Source organism: Micromonospora sp. NPDC005299 (assembly GCF_042872345.1).
Lineage (GTDB): Bacteria > Actinomycetota > Actinomycetes > Mycobacteriales > Micromonosporaceae > Micromonospora.
In genome coordinates this window covers 37,715-55,724 of record NZ_JBIAKG010000013.1, presented here as the reverse complement: position 1 = coordinate 55,724, position 18,010 = coordinate 37,715, and the positions used below count along the sequence as shown (strand labels likewise).

Annotated in this window: 18 protein-coding genes; 6 read left to right on the top strand and 12 right to left on the bottom strand. The window is 75.1% G+C overall.

Annotated elements, in window-relative coordinates; genetic code table 11:
• Window positions 1–32: 32 nt before the first annotated feature.
• Window positions 33–956 (top strand): 5'-3' exonuclease H3TH domain-containing protein, encoded by a 924-nt coding sequence (locus tag ACFYPD_RS28890; RefSeq protein ID WP_387120152.1) that lies wholly within the window; start codon window positions 33–35, stop codon window positions 954–956.
• Window positions 957–989: 33 nt separating this feature from the next.
• On the opposite strand, the gene ACFYPD_RS28885 is transcribed toward ACFYPD_RS28890, so the two are convergent.
• Window positions 990–3,791 carry a DEAD/DEAH box helicase gene (locus tag ACFYPD_RS28885; protein ID WP_387120149.1) on the bottom strand — a complete coding sequence of 934 codons (2,802 nt, stop codon included), beginning with the start codon at window positions 3,789–3,791 and terminating at the stop codon, window positions 990–992.
• An 86-nt stretch (window positions 3,792–3,877) separates the two neighbouring features.
• On the opposite strand from ACFYPD_RS28885, the gene ACFYPD_RS28880 reads away from it, so the two are divergent.
• Together ACFYPD_RS28880 and ACFYPD_RS28875 are read left to right on the top strand one after the other, a co-directional pair.
• The gene (locus ACFYPD_RS28880) at window positions 3,878–4,642 is read left to right on the top strand and encodes an HAD family hydrolase (protein ID WP_387120146.1); all 765 of its coding nucleotides are present in this window, start codon (window positions 3,878–3,880) and stop codon (window positions 4,640–4,642) included.
• An 85-nt stretch (window positions 4,643–4,727) separates the two neighbouring features.
• A complete protein-coding gene (locus tag ACFYPD_RS28875) occupies window positions 4,728–5,693 on the top strand; it encodes a DMT family transporter (protein ID WP_387120143.1) in 966 nt (321 codons plus the stop codon).
• Here the strand turns inward: ACFYPD_RS28875 and ACFYPD_RS28870 are convergent.
• On the bottom strand, window positions 5,656–6,582 hold the full coding sequence (locus ACFYPD_RS28870; protein WP_387120140.1) for a diacylglycerol kinase: 927 nt from the start codon (window positions 6,580–6,582) through the stop codon (window positions 5,656–5,658). The two genes, ACFYPD_RS28875 and ACFYPD_RS28870, sit on opposite strands and share 38 nt — an antisense overlap.
• A gap of 95 nt (window positions 6,583–6,677) precedes the next feature.
• Between ACFYPD_RS28870 and ACFYPD_RS28865 the strand changes: the two genes are divergently transcribed.
• On the top strand, window positions 6,678–7,421 hold the full coding sequence (locus ACFYPD_RS28865; protein ID WP_387120138.1) for a hypothetical protein: 744 nt from the start codon (window positions 6,678–6,680) through the stop codon (window positions 7,419–7,421).
• 23 nt (window positions 7,422–7,444) lie between these two features.
• On the opposite strand, the gene ACFYPD_RS28860 is transcribed toward ACFYPD_RS28865, so the two are convergent.
• The 4 genes from ACFYPD_RS28860 to ACFYPD_RS28845 all read right to left on the bottom strand — a co-directional run bounded on the left by ACFYPD_RS28860 (window position 7,445) and on the right by ACFYPD_RS28845 (window position 11,914).
• Complete coding sequence (locus ACFYPD_RS28860) at window positions 7,445–8,488, bottom strand: zinc-dependent alcohol dehydrogenase family protein (protein WP_387120136.1); 1,044 nt, start codon at window positions 8,486–8,488, stop codon at window positions 7,445–7,447.
• A 138-nt stretch (window positions 8,489–8,626) separates the two neighbouring features.
• Entirely contained in the window at window positions 8,627–9,325 is a 699-nt protein-coding gene (locus tag ACFYPD_RS28855; protein ID WP_387120133.1) for a hypothetical protein, read from the bottom strand.
• A gap of 163 nt (window positions 9,326–9,488) precedes the next feature.
• Window positions 9,489–11,540 carry a glycogen debranching N-terminal domain-containing protein gene (locus tag ACFYPD_RS28850; RefSeq protein WP_387120130.1) on the bottom strand — a complete coding sequence of 684 codons (2,052 nt, stop codon included), beginning with the start codon at window positions 11,538–11,540 and terminating at the stop codon, window positions 9,489–9,491.
• Entirely contained in the window at window positions 11,537–11,914 is a 378-nt protein-coding gene (locus tag ACFYPD_RS28845) for an SCP2 sterol-binding domain-containing protein (RefSeq protein WP_387120128.1), read from the bottom strand. Before ACFYPD_RS28845 ends, ACFYPD_RS28850 begins: the two co-directional genes overlap by 4 nt.
• Before the next feature lie 164 nt (window positions 11,915–12,078).
• Here ACFYPD_RS28845 and ACFYPD_RS28840 point away from each other — a divergent pair, with 164 nt between their 5' ends.
• Window positions 12,079–12,963 carry an ABC transporter substrate-binding protein gene (locus ACFYPD_RS28840; RefSeq protein WP_387120125.1) on the top strand — a complete coding sequence of 295 codons (885 nt, stop codon included), beginning with the start codon at window positions 12,079–12,081 and terminating at the stop codon, window positions 12,961–12,963.
• 27 nt (window positions 12,964–12,990) lie between these two features.
• Here ACFYPD_RS28840 and ACFYPD_RS28835 read toward each other — a convergent pair whose 3' ends face one another.
• Window positions 12,991–13,386, bottom strand: coding sequence for a hypothetical protein (locus tag ACFYPD_RS28835; protein WP_387120122.1), 396 nt, complete (start codon window positions 13,384–13,386; stop codon window positions 12,991–12,993).
• Between the two features lie 85 nt (window positions 13,387–13,471).
• Here ACFYPD_RS28835 and ACFYPD_RS28830 point away from each other — a divergent pair, with 85 nt between their 5' ends.
• Window positions 13,472–14,041 (top strand): TOPRIM nucleotidyl transferase/hydrolase domain-containing protein, encoded by a 570-nt coding sequence (locus ACFYPD_RS28830; protein WP_387120119.1) that lies wholly within the window; start codon window positions 13,472–13,474, stop codon window positions 14,039–14,041.
• A gap of 76 nt (window positions 14,042–14,117) precedes the next feature.
• On the opposite strand, the gene tatC is transcribed toward ACFYPD_RS28830, so the two are convergent.
• The 5 genes from tatC to ACFYPD_RS28805 all read right to left on the bottom strand — a co-directional run bounded on the left by tatC (window position 14,118) and on the right by ACFYPD_RS28805 (window position 17,873).
• Window positions 14,118–15,071 (bottom strand): twin-arginine translocase subunit TatC, encoded by a 954-nt coding sequence (gene tatC, locus ACFYPD_RS28825; protein ID WP_387120116.1) that lies wholly within the window; start codon window positions 15,069–15,071, stop codon window positions 14,118–14,120.
• A gap of 20 nt (window positions 15,072–15,091) precedes the next feature.
• Entirely contained in the window at window positions 15,092–15,394 is a 303-nt protein-coding gene (gene tatA / locus ACFYPD_RS28820; protein ID WP_387120113.1) for a Sec-independent protein translocase subunit TatA, read from the bottom strand.
• 217 nt (window positions 15,395–15,611) lie between these two features.
• On the bottom strand, window positions 15,612–15,860 hold the full coding sequence (locus tag ACFYPD_RS28815) for a hypothetical protein (RefSeq protein WP_387120110.1): 249 nt from the start codon (window positions 15,858–15,860) through the stop codon (window positions 15,612–15,614).
• Between the two features lie 10 nt (window positions 15,861–15,870).
• Window positions 15,871–16,878: a helix-turn-helix transcriptional regulator gene (locus ACFYPD_RS28810; protein WP_387120106.1), complete on the bottom strand. Its 1,008-nt coding sequence runs from the start codon at window positions 16,876–16,878 to the stop codon at window positions 15,871–15,873.
• Entirely contained in the window at window positions 16,875–17,873 is a 999-nt protein-coding gene (locus ACFYPD_RS28805) for a helix-turn-helix transcriptional regulator (protein WP_387120103.1), read from the bottom strand. The genes ACFYPD_RS28810 and ACFYPD_RS28805 overlap by 4 nt, the downstream gene beginning before the upstream one ends.
• Window positions 17,874–18,010: the final 137 nt, after the last annotated feature.

The window sequence follows — 18,010 nt, the reverse complement described above, 5'->3', positions numbered from 1 at the left end:
ACCTCGTCGGTGGGCTGTGCCAGGCTGTCGCCGTGGCACACCGATCCCCGATCCTGCTGATCGACTCCCCGAGCCTCTACTTCCGCGCCTACTTCGGCATCCCCGAGTCCGCGGCGAAGACGGACGACGGCCAGCCGGTCAACGCCGTCCGTGGCTTCCTCGACATGCTGGCCCAGCTGGTCCGCACCCGTCGGCCCGACCGGATGGTCTGCGCGCTCGACCACGACTGGCGACCGGCGTGGCGGGTGGAGCTGCTGCCGTCGTACAAGGCGCACCGGGTGGCGCCGGAGGGCGGCGAGGTGGTGCCGGACACCCTCTCCCCGCAGGTGCCGATGATCCTGGAGGTGCTCGACGCGCTCGGCATCACCGCGGTCGGCGCCACCGGCTACGAGGCCGACGACGTGCTCGGCACCCTCTCGGTGACCCAGCCCGGCCCGGCGGAGGTGGTCTCCGGCGACCGTGACCTGTTCCAGCTCGTCGACGACGACCGCCAGGTGCGGCTGCTCTACGTCGGGCGCGGCGTGGCCAAGCTCGACGACTGCGACGACGCCGCGGTCCGCGCCCGCTACGGCGTCCCCGCCGACCGCTACGCCGACTTCGCCGCGCTGCGCGGCGACCCGAGCGACGGCCTGCCCGGCGTGCCCGGGGTGGGCGAGAAGACCGCGGCCCGCCTGATCGAGCGCTACGACGGCCTGCCCGGCATCCTCGCCGCGCTGGACGACCCGGGCTCCGGCTTCGCCCCCGGGCTGCGCACCAAGCTCAACGCCGCGCGGGACTACCTGGCCGTCGCGCCGAAGGTGGTCCGGGTCGCCCTCGACGTACCGCTGCCGAAGCTGGCCACCGCGTTGCCGACGGCGCCGGCGGACCCGGACCGGTTGCTGGACCTGGCGCAGCGGTGGAACCTGGCCGGCTCGTGCCGGCGCCTCGTGGACGCGCTCGCGATGCCCCGGTCCTGACGGCCCGCCCGGGCCAGGTCGGGCCCGGCCGGATCAGGCGGCGGCGTGGTAGGCCAGGACCCCCCGGTTGACCGCCGCGATCGCCTGCCGGGCGGTGGAACGCAGCTCGGTGGAGGCGCCACCGGAGTCGGCGAGCTGGCCGAGCAGGTCGACCACCTGGCGGCTCCAGCGGACGAAGTCGCCGGCCGGCATCTCGCCGTCGATCTGGTGGCCGCTGGCGAGCACCTTGGCGAGGGCCTCGCCGCGCGCCCAGCGGTAGATCGGCCAGGCGAAGCCGAGGTCCGGCTCGCGGGTGACCGCCAGGCCGCGGGAGGCCTCGTCCGCCTCGATGTCGCCCCACAGCTTCAGCGTCTCGTCGACCGCGTCGACGACCGCGCCGCGCGGCATGGACGCCCGCTCGTCGACGTCGCGGCGCGCCTCGAAGACCACCACCGAGACGGCGGCGGCCAGCTCGGCCGGGGAGAGCCCGTCCCACACCTTGCGGCGCAGGCACTCGGCCACCAGGAGGTCGGCCTCGGTCCAGATCCGGCCGAGCATCCGGCCGGCGTCGGTGACCTCGCCGTCGGCGGAGAGGTAGCCGCGCGCGGTGAGCAGCGCGACGATCCGGTCGAAGGTGCGCGCCAGCGAACCGGTGCGCCCGGCCACCCGCTGGCGCAGCTCCTCGGTGTCGCGCTCCAGGCGGCGCCGCCGCTCGGCCCAGCGAGCGTGTTCCTCGCGGTCGGGGCAGGCGTGGCAGGGGTGCCGGCGCAGCTCGGTGCGGAGCTGGCTGAGCTGGTGGTCCTCGCCGACCGTCTGCCGGGACCGCCCGCCCCGCCGGCCGCCGTGCCGGTCCAGCCCGGTGCCGCTGACCTCGGCGGCCAGGTCGCGTCGGGCCGCCGGCGAGCGGGGGTTGAAGTGCTTGGGCACCCGGATCCGGGCGAGCACCTCCGCCGGGGTGGTGAAGTCGCCCGGGCTGACCCGCCCGGCCCACCGGTCCTGCGTCAGCACCAGCGGGCGGGGCTCGCCGAAACCGCCGGTGGCCGGATCGAGCACCACCGCCAGCCCGGCCCGCCGGCCGGAGGGCACCCGGATCACGTCGCCCACCCGCAGCCGCTCCAGCGAGGCGACGGCCGCCGCCTTCCGCTGGGTCTGGCCCTGCCGGGCCATGGCGCGCTCCCGGTCGGCGATGGCCACCCGCAGGGCGAAGTATTCGTCGAAGTCGCCCTGGTGGCAGGATGCCTCGGCGCCGTACGCCTCGATGGTCTCGGTGTTGCGCTGCACCTGCCGGGCCAGGCCGACCACCGACCGGTCGGCCTGGAACTGCGCGAAGGACGACTCCAGCAGGGCCCGGGCCGGCTCCGCGCCGACGGTGCCGACCAGGTTGACGGCCATGTTGTAGGAGGGCCGGAAGCTGGACCGCAGCGGGTAGGTGCGGGTGGAGGCGAGGCCGGCGACGTGGCGGGGGTCGGTCTCCGGCGACCAGACCACCACGGCGTGCCCCTCGACGTCGATGCCGCGCCGGCCGGCCCGTCCGGTGAGCTGCGTGTATTCGCCCGGGGTGAGGTCGACGTGCGCCTCGCCGTTGAACTTGACCAGGCGCTCCAGCACCACGCAGCGGGCCGGCATGTTGATGCCCAGGGCGAGGGTCTCGGTGGCGAAGACGGCCTTGACCAGGCCGCGCACGAACAGCTCCTCGACGACCTCCTTGAACGCGGGCAGCATGCCGGCGTGGTGGGAGGCGAGCCCCCGCTCCAGCCCGTCGAGCCACTCCCAGTAGCCCAGCACGGTCAGGTCCTCGCCCGGGATGGCGGTGATCCGCGACTCGACCACCTGGCGGATCTCGGTGCGCTCCTCGGGCGAGGTGAGCCGCAGCCCGGCGGCGAGGCACTGCTGCACGGCGGCCTGGCAGCCGGCCCGGCTGAAGATGAACAGGATCGCCGGGAGCAGGTTCTCCCGGTCCAGCCGCTCGACGATGTCGGGGCGCATCGGGCCGCGCCAGCGGGGTCCGCGCCGGCCCGCGCCGGGGCCGGCGCTGCGCCCCTCCCCCAGCTCCAGCCGGCGCACGGTGTCCCGGGTGTAGCGCAGCAGCTCGGGGTGGACGTCGTGCTTGCGGGCCGCGTCGGCGTCGTGGAACAGGTCGAACATCCGCCTGCCGACCAGCATGTGCTGCCAGAGCGGCACCGGGCGGTGCTCGCTGACCACCACGGCGGTCTCCCCGCGCACGGTGACCAGCCAGTCGGCGAACTCCTCGGCGTTGGAGACGGTGGCGGAGAGCGAGACCAGGGTGACCGAGGCGGGCAGGTGGATGATCACCTCTTCCCAGACGCCGCCGCGGAACCGGTCGGCGAGGTAGTGCACCTCGTCCATCACCACGTAGGCCAGGCCCTCCAGGGTGGCCGAGCCGGCGTAGAGCATGTTGCGCAGCACCTCGGTGGTCATCACCACCACGGGCGCGTCGCCGTTGATCGCGTTGTCGCCGGTGAGCAGGCCGACCTGCTCGGCGCCGTAGCGGTCGACCAGGTCGTGGTACTTCTGGTTCGAGAGCGCCTTGATCGGCGTGGTGTAGAAGCACTTGCGCCGGATGGTCGGACCCCCGCCGCCGTCGGCCGCCGCCGGCTTCCCGGGCGTGCCGCGCAGTGCCAGGTGTACGGCGAACTCGCCCACCACGGTCTTGCCGGCGCCGGTCGGCGCGCACACCAGCACGCCGCTTCCCCGTTCCAGGGCCTCGCACGCCTCCCGCTGGAAGTCGTCCAGGTCGAACCCCAGATCGAGAGCGAATTCGTCCAGGGCCGGGAAGGCGGAGGCCTGCGCGGCCCGGCGGCGCGCCGCGGCGTACCGCTCGGCGGGGCTCGACATGTCCCCAAGATTAATCGCTGGGGACGACGACCACCGGCCAAGGCCGTCCGGCAGGTGGGTCGGAGCGGGTCGGTAGGGTGCACGACGTGCCGGATCATGCCGAACCGCCCCGAGTCTCGAGCGGCGCGGACGACGCCGTCCGCCCGAGCCCGTCCCGTCGCCCCGTCGAGGCGGTGCTCTTCGACTTCCACGGCACCCTCGCGCAGGTGGAGGAGCCCCGCGAGTGGGTGCTCGCCGCCGCGGCGGCCTGCGGGGTCGAGCTGGAGCGGGTGCGGGCCACCGCGCTGGCCGACCGGCTGCTCACCGCCGGCCGCGCCGGCGGACCGCAGCCGGCCCGGGTGCCGCCCCGGCTGGCCGAGCTCTGGGCCGACCGGGATCTCTACCCGCACGCCCACCGGGGCGCCTACACCGGGCTGGCCGAGACGGTCGAGGCCGGCATCGACGGGTTCGCCGACGCGCTCTACGAGCGGGTGCTGATCCCCGAGGGCTGGGTGCCGTACCCGGACACCGAGCCGGTGCTGCTCGCGCTCCGGGAGGCCGGCGTGAAGGTGGCGCTGGTCAGCAACATCGGCTTCGACCTCCGGCCGCTGTTCGCCGCGTGGAAGCTGGACGGGCTGATCGACGCCTGGGCCCTGTCGTACGAGGTGGGACGCTGCAAGCCGGACCCGGGGATCTTCCTGCGGGCCTGCGGGATGCTCGGCGTCGACCCGGAGCGGGCGCTCATGGTGGGCGACAGCCCCGCCGACGCGGGGGCCGTGGCGGCGGGCTGCGAGGTGCTGGTGCTGCCCGGCGCCGACCCCGGCCGACCGAACGGCCTGGGCGCCGTGCTCGACCTCGCGCTTCGGAACTGACCGCACCGCTCGCGTCGGATGCCGCGTGCCGGGCGGTCGGCCGCCCGGCGGCGCCGGAGCTGACCAGCGGCGCTAGCGTAACGGCATGACGGCCGACCGCTCCTTTCGTGCCCGGGTCACCGGACGACTCTCCGGCGGCCGGCTCGGCGCGGTCGGGTTGGTGCTCGGCGGGGCGCTGTCGGTGCAGTTCGGCTCGGCCGTGGCCGCGCTGCTGTTTCCGCGTACCGGGGTGGCCGGGGCGGTCACCCTGCGGCTGACCATCGGCGCGCTGCTGATGCTGGCCGTGTGCCGCCCCCGGCTGCGCGGGCACGCCCGGGGCGACTGGGCGGCCGTGCTCGCCTTCGGGCTGGCCCTGGCCGGCATGAACTCGATCTTCTACCAGGCGATCGAGCGGATCCCGCTGGGACCGGCGGTGACTTTGGAGGTGCTCGGCCCGCTGGCGCTGTCCGTGGTCACCGCCCGGCGGCTGGCCGCCTGGTGCTGGGCCGGGCTGGCGCTGGCCGGGGTGGCCCTGCTCGGGCAGGGCGGGTTCGACCGGCTGGACCCGGTCGGCGCCGCGCTGGCGCTGGTCGCGGGCGCGCTGTGGGCGGCGTACATCGTCTGCTCGGCCCGGGTCGGTGGGCGGTTCCCCCGGGCCGACGGGCTGGCGCTCGCGCTCGCGGTCGCCGCGCTGGTCACCCTCCCGATCGGGCTGGTGGGCTCGGGCGGCCGGCTCTGGCACCCGGCGGTGCTCGGGCTCGGCACCGGGCTGGCCCTGCTCGCCTCGGTGCTCCCGTACACCCTGGAGCTGCTGGCGCTGCGGCGGCTGCCCACGGCGACCTTCGCCGTGCTGATGAGCCTCGGGCCGGCCATCGCCGCGCTGGCCGGGTGGCTGGTGCTCGACCAGGCGCTGCACCCGGTGGAGGTGCTCGCCATCGGCCTGGTGATCGCCGCGAGCATCGGCGCGGTACGCGCCGGCGCCCCGGCAACCGCGCCGCCGCCCGACGTGGCGGGCGCCGAGGGCGGCGCGCTGGTCAGCGCAGCAGCCGCACCGCCGCCGGCACCGCGCTGACCCGCACCGGGAGGTCGAAGGCCCGCTCCCCGTCGGCGTACGTCGTGATGCCCTCGGCGTCCAGCTCGACGGTCCGGGCCCGGTAGCTGCGGACCAGCGGGTGCGTGACGTGGGTGCCCTGGTAGATCCGGGGCTTGACCCGCATCAGCGTTCGCCGGTCGAAGCGACCGCCCACCACGACGTCCAGCAGGCCGTCGTTCGGATCCGCGTCGGGGCAGATCCGCATGCCGCCGCCGTAGCTGGCCGTGTTGCCGACCGCCACCAGCACGGCGTCCACCTCGTGCTCGGCGCCGTCGAGGCGCAGCCGGTAGCGGCGCGGCCGCAGCCGGGCCAGCTCGACCAGGATGGCCAGGTCGTAGCGGCGCGGGCCGCGCGGCCAGCGCATCCGGTTGGCCCGCTCGTTGACGATCGCGTCGAAGCCGGCGGCAAGCACGGCGCCGTACCACCGGTCGCCGCCGCCGGGGGTGGTCAGCCGGGCCAGGTCGACGGGGCGGGTGCGGCCGGCGCGCAGCGCGTCGGCGATCACCTCCACCGCGGCGAGAGGGTCGGCCGGGAAGCCGGTGTCGACGGCGAAGTCGTTGCCGGTGCCGGCGGGCACCGGGCCGAACGGCACCGTCGTGCCGCCGACCGCCTGCAACGCCCGGTGCACCGTGCCGTCCCCGCCGACGGCGACCAGCGCCCCGGCGCCGTCCGCGACCGCCGCGTGGCACGCCGCCTCCGCCTCCTCCGGGGTACGCGCCCGCAGCAGCTCGACCGGCCGGCCGGCGCCGCCCAGCCGCTCCAGCAGCTGGGGCAGCAGGCCACGGTGCCGTCCCCGGCCGGCCGTCGGGTTGGCGAGCACGGCCACCGGGCCGGGCGGGACAAGATCGTGCGCGGTCACGGCGAGCACGGTACGACACGAGCCACCCCGCTCACCAGGGGAGACACCCCTGTTCGCGATCGACGGGGCGGCGGCGCGGGTGAGCGCCCGGCATACTCCCCGTGATGCGCACCCGAACCCTGCTCGCCGTCGCCGCCCCGATCGCGCTCGCCCCGCTCCTGCTGGCCGCCGGGCTCTGGTGGGCGCAGCGCCCGGTCGAGCCGGCCTGGCACGACAGCGCGGTGGCCGACGCGACCAAGACCGTCGACCGGGTCCAGGCACGCTTCGAGCGCGACCACCTCTACCGGGCAACGGATTACGCGCACACCGCCGCGCAGGAGCCCGCGGTGGCCGTGCTCCAGGTCCAGGGCGAGACGCACTGGCAGACCGGGGTCACGCTGGTCCTCCGGGTCACCGGGCACGGCCAGGGGGTCAACGGCAACGGCACGGTGGTCGAGGGGGACGAGGAGGTCTGCTTCCGGTTTCGGCTGGGCCCCGAGCGGGACAGCCGCGACGACGGCATCGACTGCCCGGCGGGCGACCCGCTGCCGATCCGGCCGGACCCCTCGCTGAGCGGCGTGGACGCCCGCCTGAAGCGGGCCCTCGGGGCCGCCGGCCCGGACGAGGCCGCCGTCCGCGCCGCGGTGGACGCCCTCGGGCTGGATCCCGCCGTGCAGCGGGAGGTCGCCGCCGCCGGCGGCACCGTCGCGGTGGCCCTGCGCGCCGCCCAGTACGACTGCCTGCTGGCCCGGGTCACCGCACAGGGCGTCGAGACGTGGCGGCCGTCGCACACCCAGCTCGCCCCCGGGGAGCTGCGCTGCTCGACCGGGCTGGCGTTGAGCAGCCAGTTCGGCCACTACCAGCGCTGACGCCCCCGCGGGAGGCGCGCCGGTCAGAAGGTGATGCGCACCTTCAGCGCGGTCCGCTCGTCCATCGCCCGGTAGCCGTCCGGCACCCCGTCGAGGGTCACCGACCGGTCGAAGACCGGAGACGGGTCGATGGCGCCGTCCAGCACGTCGGCCAGCAGCTCCGGGATGTACGCACGGGCCGGCGCGACGCCGCCGGCGAGGGTCACGTTGCGGTCGAACATCTGCCGGATGTCCACCCCGGCGCTGCCGCCGTGCGGCACGCCGACGTAGCCGACCGCACCGCCGTCACGGGCGATGGAGATCGCGGTCCGCATCGACTCTTCGGTGCCGACCGCCTCCAACACGGCGTGGGCGCCCTGCCCCTTGGTCAGCTCCCGCACCGCCGCGATCGCCTCCTCACCCCGCTGGGCGACCACGTCGGTGGCCCCGAAGGCGCGGGCGATGTCGGTGCGGGCGGCGTGTCGGCCCAGCGCGATGATCTGCTCCGCGCCGAGCCGCTTCGCGGCGAGCACCCCGCAGAGCCCGACCGCGCCGTCACCCACCACGGCGACGGTGGCGCCGGGGCGGACCCGGGCGGCGAGCGCCGCGTGGTGCCCGGTGGCCAGCACGTCGGAGAGCGCCAGCAGCGCGGTGAGCAGCCGCTGGTCGCCGGCCGCCTCGGCGGGCAGCTTCACCAGGGTGCCGTCGGCGTGCGGCACCCGGACGGCCTCGCCCTGGCCGCCGTCGGAGCCGACGGAACCCCAGAAACCGCCGTGCGGGCAGGAGGTGTGCAGCCCCTCGCGGCAGAAGTCGCAGGTCCCGTCGGACCAGACGAACGGCGCCACCACCAAGTCGCCGACCCGCACCGAGCCGACCTCGGCGCCGACGGCCTCCACCACGCCGAGGAACTCGTGCCCGATGCGCTGCCCCGGCTGCCGCTGGACCACCCCCCGGTACGCCCACAGGTCGCTGCCACAGATGCAGGCCAGCACGGTGCGGACGACGGCGTCGGTGGGGTTGCGGACGGCGGCGTCCGGCACCTCCTCGACCCGGATGTCGTTCGGGCCGTGAATCACGGTGGCGCGCATGGGCGGGGGTCCTCCCGGTGAGCGGAGCGGTGCCGAGCCGGTGCGGCCGGCGGCGGGGCCGGCGGCCCCGGGCGAACACTAGACCGCCCGGGAGACGCCGCGAACCCGTTCCGCCAGCCGCGTGGCGGGGCTCACCGGTCAGCGCACCACGAGCCGCCTGGTCACGGCGGCGGCGCCGTCGCCCTTGACCTTCAGCGTCCAGGTGCCGACGCCGCCGAACGTCACGACCACCTGCGCCGTGCCGTTCGGCTCCGCCTTGACCTGGGCGGCCCGCTTGCCGTCCGGCTTGAGCACGTCCAGCGTGCGGGCGCCGGTGGTCTTGTTGGTCACCCGGAACTGGATCTTCTCGCCGGGCTCGGCGAGCAGCCCGTCGGCGCCGGTGATCGCGGCCGCTGTCAGCTCGACGGCGACCTCCCGGTCGTACGCCGTCTCGGCCGCGGCGCTGGCCACGGTGCCGTCGTCGGAGACGGTGATCCGGCTTCGCACGCCGTCGCCCTGCCGGCCGGGCTTGCAGGCGACCTCGTACGAGCCGGTGGCGAGGGTGGCGCGCAGGTCCCCGGTCTTCCCCGGCGCGACGTCCGCCGCCTCAGCGACCACCTTGGTGAACCCGTCCCCCTCACGGCCGTACAGGTAGACCCCGGTGGCCTGCTGCCCCCGGTTGGTCACCGCGAAGGTGACCGCGCCCGGATTGAAGAGGGTGGTGGCGACCTCGCAACTGGTGTCGGTGGCGGTCACCGGGACCTCGACACCCGTGGGGGCGGGGTCGTCGTCACCGCAGGCGGTGAGGGCGGCGGTGGCGCAAATCGCGGCCACGACGGCGGCGGTACGGCTCTTCATCGGCTCTCCGGGGCGGAGGTCAGCGTGCTGACCAGGACGGACGCCGACAACCACCCCGGCACACCGCCCGGGGGGACTTCGGCGGAGTCAGGAGAGTCTAAGCGGGCCGGCCGTCCTGGCAAGGGGACAGGTTGGCCCGACCTCGGCCACCCGCTGAGGCGGGTCAGCGGCCGAGGTGCGCCAGCCCGCTGCCGATCACGTCCCGCCGCCCCCACCGACCCGGCACGTCGAGCATTTCCACCCGGCCGAACCGGGCCGGCACCCGCGGCGTCATCAGCAGGTGCTCGCCGGCCGCCTCCAGTCCGAGCAGGGCACGCAGCAGCAGGAACGGGGCGGCCGTCGCCATCGCCTGCGGGTTGTTCGCGGTCGGAAAGTTCACCGGATACTCGGTCAGCTCGCGGGGATAGCCGGCGAACGCCTCGGGCAGCCGGCCGTGGAAGTACCGGGAGACGTCCACCATGGCCTCGGCGATCCGCCCCGCCTCCTCGGCGAAGCCGTACCGGCGCAGCCCCCAGGTGATCAGTGCGTTGTCGAACGGCCACACCGAACCGACGTGGTAGCCGAGCGGGTTGTACCGTTCCTGCTCCGTGGCCAGGCTGCGGATGCCCCAGCCGGAGAAGAGCCGGGGCCCGACCAGGTGGGCGGCCACCTGCGCCGCCCGCTCCGGCGGCACGATGCCGCTCCACAGCAGATGGCCCATGTTGGACGCCAGCGCGTCGACCTGCCCGCCGTCGCCGTCCAGGGCTAGCGCGTAGTAGCCCCGGTCGGCGATCCAGAAGTCCCGGTCGAAGCGTTCCCGCAGCGCCGCGGCCTCCCGCTCCAACCGGTCGGCGTACGCCGGGTCGCCCCAGAACTCCCGGGCCATCCGCGCGCCGCGCAGCTTCGCGTCGTACGCGTACCCCTGGAGTTCGCAGGTGGCCAGCGGCGGGTCGGGCAGCCGTCCGTCGGCGAAGCAGATCGCCTCCGGCGAGTCCTTCCAGCCCTGGTTCGCCACCCCGGAGCGCTCATTGCGCCGCAGGTACCGGACGTAGCCGTCGCCGAGCAGGTCGCCGTACTCGTCGATCCACCGCAGGGCCGCCCGGGCCTCGTCCTCGAACTCCCGCACCAGGTCGACGTCGCCGCTCCACCGCTCGTACTCGTCGAGCAGGATCACGTAGAGCGGGGTGGCGTCGGCAGTGCCGTAGTACGGGGACTGGGGGCTCTCCTCGAAGGCCACCATCTCCCCGTAGCGGAACTCCCGGAGGATCTTGCCGGGCTCCTCGTCGCGGAAGTCGTCGAGCACGGTGCCCTGGTCGATGCTGAGCATCCGCACGGTCGCCGAGGCCAGCTCCGGCGCGACCGGCAACGCCATGAAGCTGGTCAGGATGCTGTCCCGGCCGGTGATGGTGGCCGCCCACGGCAGGCCCGCGGCGGGCATCACCTGGTCGGGCAGGGTCAGCGGCGAATAGCGCAGCGCCGCCAGGTCCACCAGGCTGCGCCGGTAGATCTCGGTCAGCGCCTCCCAGTCGCAACTGAGCTGCGGCGTCCGGGACAGCCACCCGGTCAGGTCGTCCTGCCGTTCCTCGGCGCCGGCCCGAGGCCGCCGCTCCAACCGGTCCCGGACGTCCAAACCGTCCGGGCGCAGCACCAACCCCCGCACCCGCAGCGTCGTCGTCCAGGCCTGCTTGGGCGCCAGCCACACCGTCCAGGTGAAACCCTGCTCGTCCACCCGCACCGGTTCGCTGCTGGTCACCACCGTCTCCCGCTGGAACCTCTCCCGCTGGTAGCCGAGGCACAGTCCGCGCTCCTCGATCCGCTGGTAGAGCCGCCCCGGCGGCGTGCGCTCCGTGACGGCACGCAGGACGGGCGCGAAGTCGCTGCCCACGTCGAGCCGGACGGTGAACTCCTCCGGCTCGTGGTGGTGGTTGAACACCGTCACCCGCTCCTCGAAGGCGCCGCCGGTGATCGCCCGCTCCCGGATCAGCGACGACTTGGCGTCCACGTAATGCGTCGGGGCGCCCGGGACCAGGAAGAACCGGAGCTGGAGGTGATCCCGCTCGGCGATGGAGAGCGACGTCAACCGCTCGCCGTCCAGGGTGAGGCGCCAGACCGACAGGAACCGGGTGTCGAAGTCGAAGAAGCCGACCGGATTGGCCGCGGTCGCCTCGATGTCACCGTTGTCCTCGCTGAGCACGAAGACGTTGCCGTCCAGCACGCGGACCAGGTTCGGGTTCATCCGGGCTCCCCGCGCTCCGCGGCGCGGGCCCGCGGATGCCGCGCTCCGGGCGGCGCCGTGAAGAGCCGCTCCAGCAGCACCACGAACCGGAAATTCCCCTCGGCGGTGATGTCGTTGCGCAGCCAGGCGGGGAGCGGCTTGGCCTCCCCCCGGACCATCCGGAGGAAGAAGTCCCGCCGGGTCCGGATCACCGTGTCGGCGAACCGGGCGCGGCGTTCCACCGCGAGCCGCCCGTGGTTGATGGTCAGGTGCCAGACGTCGAGCCCGTCGGTCCCCTCCAGCTCGAACCGGATCGTGCCGGCGGTGCGGCGCTGCAACCGCTCGGGTGCCTGCCGGTTGAGCTGCGCGAAGAACGCCTCGATCGGATCGGACACCGCACCGCCTCCCGGAAGAGGGCCGTCGCGCCGCCGGCACCGATGCTCGGACGGCCGCGACGACGGATGCGTCCGCACCGCCTCGGGCGCCGCCCCAGACTAACGCCGGAGCCCGGCACGGACCCGGGGATCGGGGGAAGTGCGGAGGCCGGCAGGATGGCGGGATGCGCCTGGTCTCCCTGCTCCCCTCGGCCACCGAGATCGTCTACGCGCTGGGGCTCGGCGACGACCTGGTCGGGGTCACCTTCGAGTGCGCGGTGCCGCCCGCGTACCGGGCCGGCACCACGGTCGTGGTGGGCGGCCGGGACACCCGGGCCATGAGCCCCGGCGAGATCGACGCCTACGTCAAGGGCCAGCTCACCGCCGGCGCGGACCTGTACACCCTGCACGCCGGGGCGCTGGCCGGGCTGAACCCGGACCTGATCCTCACCCAGGACCTGTGCCAGGTCTGTGCCCTGCCGTCGGGCCGGGTGGCGGACGCCGTCGCCCACCTCGGCTGCCGGGCGGAGGTGCTGTCGCTCGACCCGTACACCCTGGCGGACGTGCTGGGCACGATCCTGGCGGTGGGCGCGGCGGCCCGGGTGCCGGACCGGGCGGAGGCCCTGGTGGACGGGCTGCGGGCGCGGCTCGCGGCGCTCCGCGCGGCGGTGGCCGGCCGACCCCGGCGGCGGGTCGCGGTCGTGGAATGGGTGGATCCGCCGTTCGGCGCCGGGCACTGGATCCCCGACCTGGTCGAGGCCGCCGGTGGCGAGCCGGTGGCGACCCACCCCGGGGCCCACTCCACACCGACCACCTGGGCGGCGCTCCGGGCCGCCCAGCCCGAGGTGGTGCTGGTCACGCCGTGCGGATTCCACCTGGACGGGGCCGCCGCGCAGGCCGCCGGGGTGGCCGCGCACTTCCCCGGCGCGGAGGTGTGGGCGCTGGACGCGGACGGGCTGGTCGTGCGGGCCGGCCCGCGCCTGGTCGACGGCGCCGAGGCGATCGCGGCGATCCTGCACCCGGACGCCGTCCCGGCCCCGCCGCCGGACGCGGCCCGCCGGGTGGCCTGACCGGGCGGCCGGCAACCGCGGGCGGGGTCAGGCGGTTCGGCGGGCCGGGTGGCCGTCGCGGGCCAGCGGCGCCAGCCGACGCCAGCGGGGCAGTTCGGTCACCACCGTGGTCGCGGCCAGCACGGTCACCGCGACCGCGACCGGCCGCGGCCAGGCCGCCCAGGCCCCGAGCACGGCGGCGACCAGTTGCAGCAGCACCAGCGCGACGGTGACCAGCCCGGGCACCGGCACGATCACCTGCCGCTTGTCGCCGGGGGTGGCGAACACGGTGGGCAGGCCGATCAGCAGCACCACCGAGGCGACCGCCAGCACGGCGGAGTGCGGGGCGAGGGCCCACGGGGTGGCGACCCAGGCGACCAGTTCGGTCAGGAAGCGCAGCGCCGAGGGCAGGTCCGGGCGGCCCGCCCGGTCGTTGTCGATCACGGCCGCCAGTATGCCGACCCATCGGGGCTCCCGGTGGGTCGGAAACCCGGTTGCCGCCCGCTGCCCGGGCGGGCAGGGTGGCGACGTGGACCTGCGCAGCGCCCTGGCCGACGCGGCGGGCCTGGCCGCCGGCACCGTGGTGCTGGTCGAGGGGGCCAGTGACCGCTGCGCCATCGAGGCGGTGGCGCGCCGGCAGGGCCGCACCCTGACCGGGGTGGCCGTGGTGCCGATGGGCGGCGTGACCAACCTCCGGCACTTCCTCGACCTGTTCGCCGGCCGCCGGGTCACCGGCCTCTACGACGTCGGCGAGGAGGGATACGTCCGGCGGGTCCTGGCGGCCCGCGGCACCGCCCTGTCCCCCGCCGGGATCGCCCGGCTCGGCTTCCACGCCTGCCGCGCCGACCTGGAGGACGAACTGATCCGCGCGCTCGGGACGGCCCGGGTCGAGCAGCTCGTCGAGGCCGCCGGGGACCTGCGGTCGCTGCGGCGCTTCCAGCGGCAGCCCGCCCAGCAGGGGCGGCCGCTCGCCGGACAGCTGCACCGGTTCATCGGCACCCGGTCCGGCCGCAAGAGCCAGTACGCGACGCTGCTCGCCGACGCCCTCGACCCGGCCCGCACCCCGGCGCCGCTGGACCAGCTGCTGGCGCTGCTCTGATCCGCCCGGTGACACACGCGAACGCCGCCCCCGAGTGGGAACGGCGTTCGCGTGAAGTGCTGCCCGGCGGCGCCGGTCAGGTCATGTCGTCGTAGCGGCGCTCGATCGGCGCCGGGGTGGCGATCGGCTCGGGCGTCCCGATCGGGGCGGTCGCCTCGACCCCGCCGGCGGCCCCGACCGGCTCGACGGACAGGTCCAGCGGCGACACCTCGTCGTCGGCGACGCCCGAGTAGAGCTCCCGGCCGCGCCCCCGCCGCTTGTCGTTGACGAAGGCCACCCCGACCGCGACGAAGTAGAGCAGCGACAGCGCGGTGGCCAGCAACGTCATGCCGAACGGACCCGGGTCCGGCGTGGCGATCGCGGCGAACGCGAAGGACACGAAGATCACCACGCGCCACCAGCTCAACAGACGGCGGGCGGTGGCCACGCCGGTGAAGTTGAGCATGAGCAGGATCAGCGGGAACTCGAACGCCACCCCGAACAGCAGGATCATGTTCGTGATGAATCCGATGTACGCGGTGACCTCGAACTGGTTCGACAGCCCGCCCACTCCGGATTCCATCAGGAAGCTGAGGCCCTTGTCGACCACGAAGTAGGCCAGCACCGCGCCGGCGGCGAACAGCGGCGCGGCGATCGCCACGAAGACGTAGGCCCACTTGCGCTCGTGACGGTGCAGACCCGGGGCGATGAAGGCCCAGAGCTGGTAGAGCCAGACCGGCCCACCGATGATCAGGCCGAGCCAGAGCGCGAGTTTCAGCTTCAGCACGAACCCGGTCGTCGGTGCGAGCGCCAGCAGGTCCTGACACTGGCCCAGCGCGTTCGTCGTGTCGGGCAGTCGGCAGTACGGCCGCTTCAACAGCAGGAAGACCGGATCTGCGAGCCAGAAGCCGACGATCAGGCCGCCGACGACGGCCAGCGACGCGCGGAACAGCCGGTTACGCAGCTCACGGACGTGCTCAATGAGCGTCATCGAGCCGTCGGCGGCCCGCTCGAACGTGCTCGGGCCGCGCTTCTTCAACCCGAAGGCCACGGTGGTGGGGCCCTCTCGGATCAGTTCTCGCGGACGCGCTGCACCGGGTCGACCGGCGGGGCGACCGGCTGCTGCGGCTGCGGGGCGAACTGCTGCTGCGGCTGCGCGACCTGCTGCTGCGGCGGGAGCGGCTGGTAGGCGGTCTGCGCGTCGGCCTTCTCGGCCAGGTCACGGTCATCGTCGTGCAGGCTCTTGGTCTCGGCCTTGATGATCCGCAGCGAACGGCCCAGCGAGCGGGCCGCGTCGGGGAGCCGCTTCGCGCCGAAGAGCAGGATCAGCACGACCACGAGTACGGCGATGTGCCACGGCTTGAGGGCACCCATGGGAAGCTCCAGTCGCTCTGTGTCGGTGAGGGGGGTGGTCGCAGCCCATCGTACGTGCCTCGAAGACCGTTGCCACCCTGCCAGGCCCCGGTTGCGGGCCTGGTCGGTGAAGTCTCGGCCAACCCGGAGTGTCCCGTCAACCACCCACGGGGGCGCAATCGTGCGCGGATTCGGCCGCGAACGCGCAGCTACCGAGCAGCGGACCGACCGCCGTCGATCACTTTCCGCGCCGAGCCTTGATCAACGTCATCCGGTCCTGCGCGACGGCCACCCGCTCCTGGAGCGACTCGGCCCGGGCCTGGAGTTCCTCGGCGGCGGACCGCAGCGCCTCCGCGTCGGCCTGGCGCCGTTGCAGGGCCAGCGCCGTGCGGCGCAGCCGGGGCAGGCGCGCCAGCACCGGCTGGACCGCCAGGGCCAGCACGATCAGCGCAAACAGCACGACCCCGAGCACGATCCACGTCACCACGGCGGTCAGCCTACTGGGTGACGCCGGCCACCGCCGGGTCGGCGCGGTCGACCGGGGTGGCGTACGCGTCGAGCGCGGCGACCGCCTGGGCCCGCACCTGCTCGGCCAGCTCGGTCGGCGCGACCACCGTCACGTCGGGCCCGAGCCCGAGCACGAACCGGCGGGCCCAGCCCAGGTCGGTGACCCGCAGCGACACCAGCCACTGCTCGCCGTCGGCCTCGACCCGCTCGCACGGGTAGTACTCGGTGATCCACCGCTCGCCCCGGCCGACCCGCAGAGAGATCAGCGGCAGGTCCGGCGAGGGGCGGAACACCCCGTCGCTGAGGTCGTGCGGGCGGGCCTGCGGCGGGACCACCGCCTGCTCGGCCAGCTCGGTGACCGCGTCGATCCGGTCGGCCCGGAACAGCCGGACCCCCTCGGCCCGGCGGCACCACGCCTCCACGTACGCCCGGCCGCCGACCATCAGCATCCGCAGCGGGTCGATGGTGCGCTCGGTGGTCTCGTCCCGGGCGGCCGTGTAGTAGGTGATCCGCAGCGCCCGGCCGCGCTCCACGGCGGCGCGCAGCTCGCGGGCCCGGGCCGTGTCGCCGGGCAGCCGCACCTCGACCGGGGCGCCGGCCAGGTCACCGGCGGCGCTCTCGATCTTGGCGAGGGCCCGCTCGACCGCCTCCCGGTTGGCGATCCCGGGCGTCTCGGCGAGCATCCGCAGCGCCACCACCAGAGCCAGGGCCTCGTCCGGGGTGAGCCGCAGCGGGCGGTCGATGCCGGCGTCGTAGGTGATGGTCACGCGGTCGCCGTCGAACGCCATGTCGATCAGGTCACCGGGGCCGTAACCGGGCAGCCCGCACACCCAGAGCAGCTCCAGGTCCTCGCGGAGCTGCTTCTCGGTCACCCCCAGGTCGTGCGCCGCCTCGGCGATCTCGATGCCGGGGCGGGCCAGCAGGTAGGGCACCAGGTTGAGCAGCCGGGCCAGCCGGTCCGCCGAGGCGCGACCGCCGCGGGCCGCCGGGCGGGTCACCGGGCACCCCCGGCCACGGCCAGGTCGTCGTGGCGGGCCGCGATCTCCTTCAGCCGCTGGATGACCGCCTCGCGGACCTCCGGCGGCTCCAGCACCCGCACGTCCGGGCCGTACCCGACGATCTGGCCGGCGAGGTAGTCGGCGTCGGCGTAGGGCAGGACCAGGCGGTCACCGTCCGGCCCGGTGTCGGTCTCCACCGCCCAGCGGCGCAGCCCCGCGGCACGGCCGGGAGCGACCAGCACGCTGGCCCGGCCGGTCCGCTCCACCGGCCCCGACCAGCGGGCCACGTGACTGATCAGGTCCACCCCGGCGGGCGGCTCGTACGCCTCGGGCCGGCCGGTCACCCGGACCGCGCCCACCACGCGGGAGAGCCGGAAGCAGCGGGTCGCCGCCCGGTCCAGGTCGTGGCCGACCACGTACCAGCGGCCGCGCCAGCAGACCACGCCCCACGGCTGGACCCGGCGGCGGGTCGGGGCGTCCCGGTCGGGCACCCGGTAGTCGAAGTTGACCTCGCGCCGGTCGCGCGCGGCCGCGGTCAGCGGAGCGAACGCCGGGTCGACCGTGACCATCGGCTCCAGACCCAGCGTGGCCTGCGGGTCCACGTCGATGCCGGCGGCGCGCAGCTTCGCCAGCCCCGACGAGGCGGCGGCGGCCAGGCCGGCGTGCTGCCACAGCCGTGCCGCGATGCCCACGGCGGCGGCCTCGTCCGGTTCGAGAGGGATGTCGGGCAGGGCGTACTCGCGGGGCGCGATCCGGTAGCCCGGCTCGGCGTCGAAGACACTGGCCGTGCCGGTCTCCAGCGGCACCCCGAGTTCCCGCAGCTCGGCCTTGTCCCGCTCGAACTTGCGCTGGAAGGCCTCGTGGTCCTTGGCGTCGTCCGGATCGTGCTCGTAGCCGGGCACGGTCGCGGCGATCTGCGCGGCGGTCAGGAACCGTCGCGTGGACAGCAGGCAGATCACCAGGTTGACCAGGCGTTCGGTACGGGTCCGCGACACGTGGAGAACGCTAGCAGCCCGCACGTCCGCAGCGGGCACCCGCGCGGGCACGGCGCGCGGGAGTCCCGCCGCGGAGGCGATCCGCACCACACCGCCCCGGGCCCGCCTCGCTCTCCGGGCGGCGGGCTGGCGGCGGC

Bases quoted from the DNA above. Each gene is read 5' to 3' on its own strand.
- ACFYPD_RS28860 (WP_387120136.1), bottom strand. From the start codon at position 8,488: ATGCGCGCCACCGTGATTCACGGCCCGAACGACATCCGGGTCGAGGAG.
- ACFYPD_RS28855 (WP_387120133.1), bottom strand. From the start codon at position 9,325: ATGAAGAGCCGTACCGCCGCCGTCGTGGCCGCGATTTGCGCCACCGCC.
- ACFYPD_RS28875 (WP_387120143.1), top strand. From the start codon at position 4,728: ATGACGGCCGACCGCTCCTTTCGTGCCCGGGTCACCGGACGACTCTCC.
- ACFYPD_RS28840 (WP_387120125.1), top strand. From the start codon at position 12,079: ATGCGCCTGGTCTCCCTGCTCCCCTCGGCCACCGAGATCGTCTACGCG.
- tatA (WP_387120113.1), bottom strand. From the start codon at position 15,394: ATGGGTGCCCTCAAGCCGTGGCACATCGCCGTACTCGTGGTCGTGCTG.
- ACFYPD_RS28885 (WP_387120149.1), bottom strand. From the start codon at position 3,791: ATGTCGAGCCCCGCCGAGCGGTACGCCGCGGCGCGCCGCCGGGCCGCG.
- ACFYPD_RS28865 (WP_387120138.1), top strand. From the start codon at position 6,678: ATGCGCACCCGAACCCTGCTCGCCGTCGCCGCCCCGATCGCGCTCGCC.
- ACFYPD_RS28850 (WP_387120130.1), bottom strand. From the start codon at position 11,540: ATGAACCCGAACCTGGTCCGCGTGCTGGACGGCAACGTCTTCGTGCTC.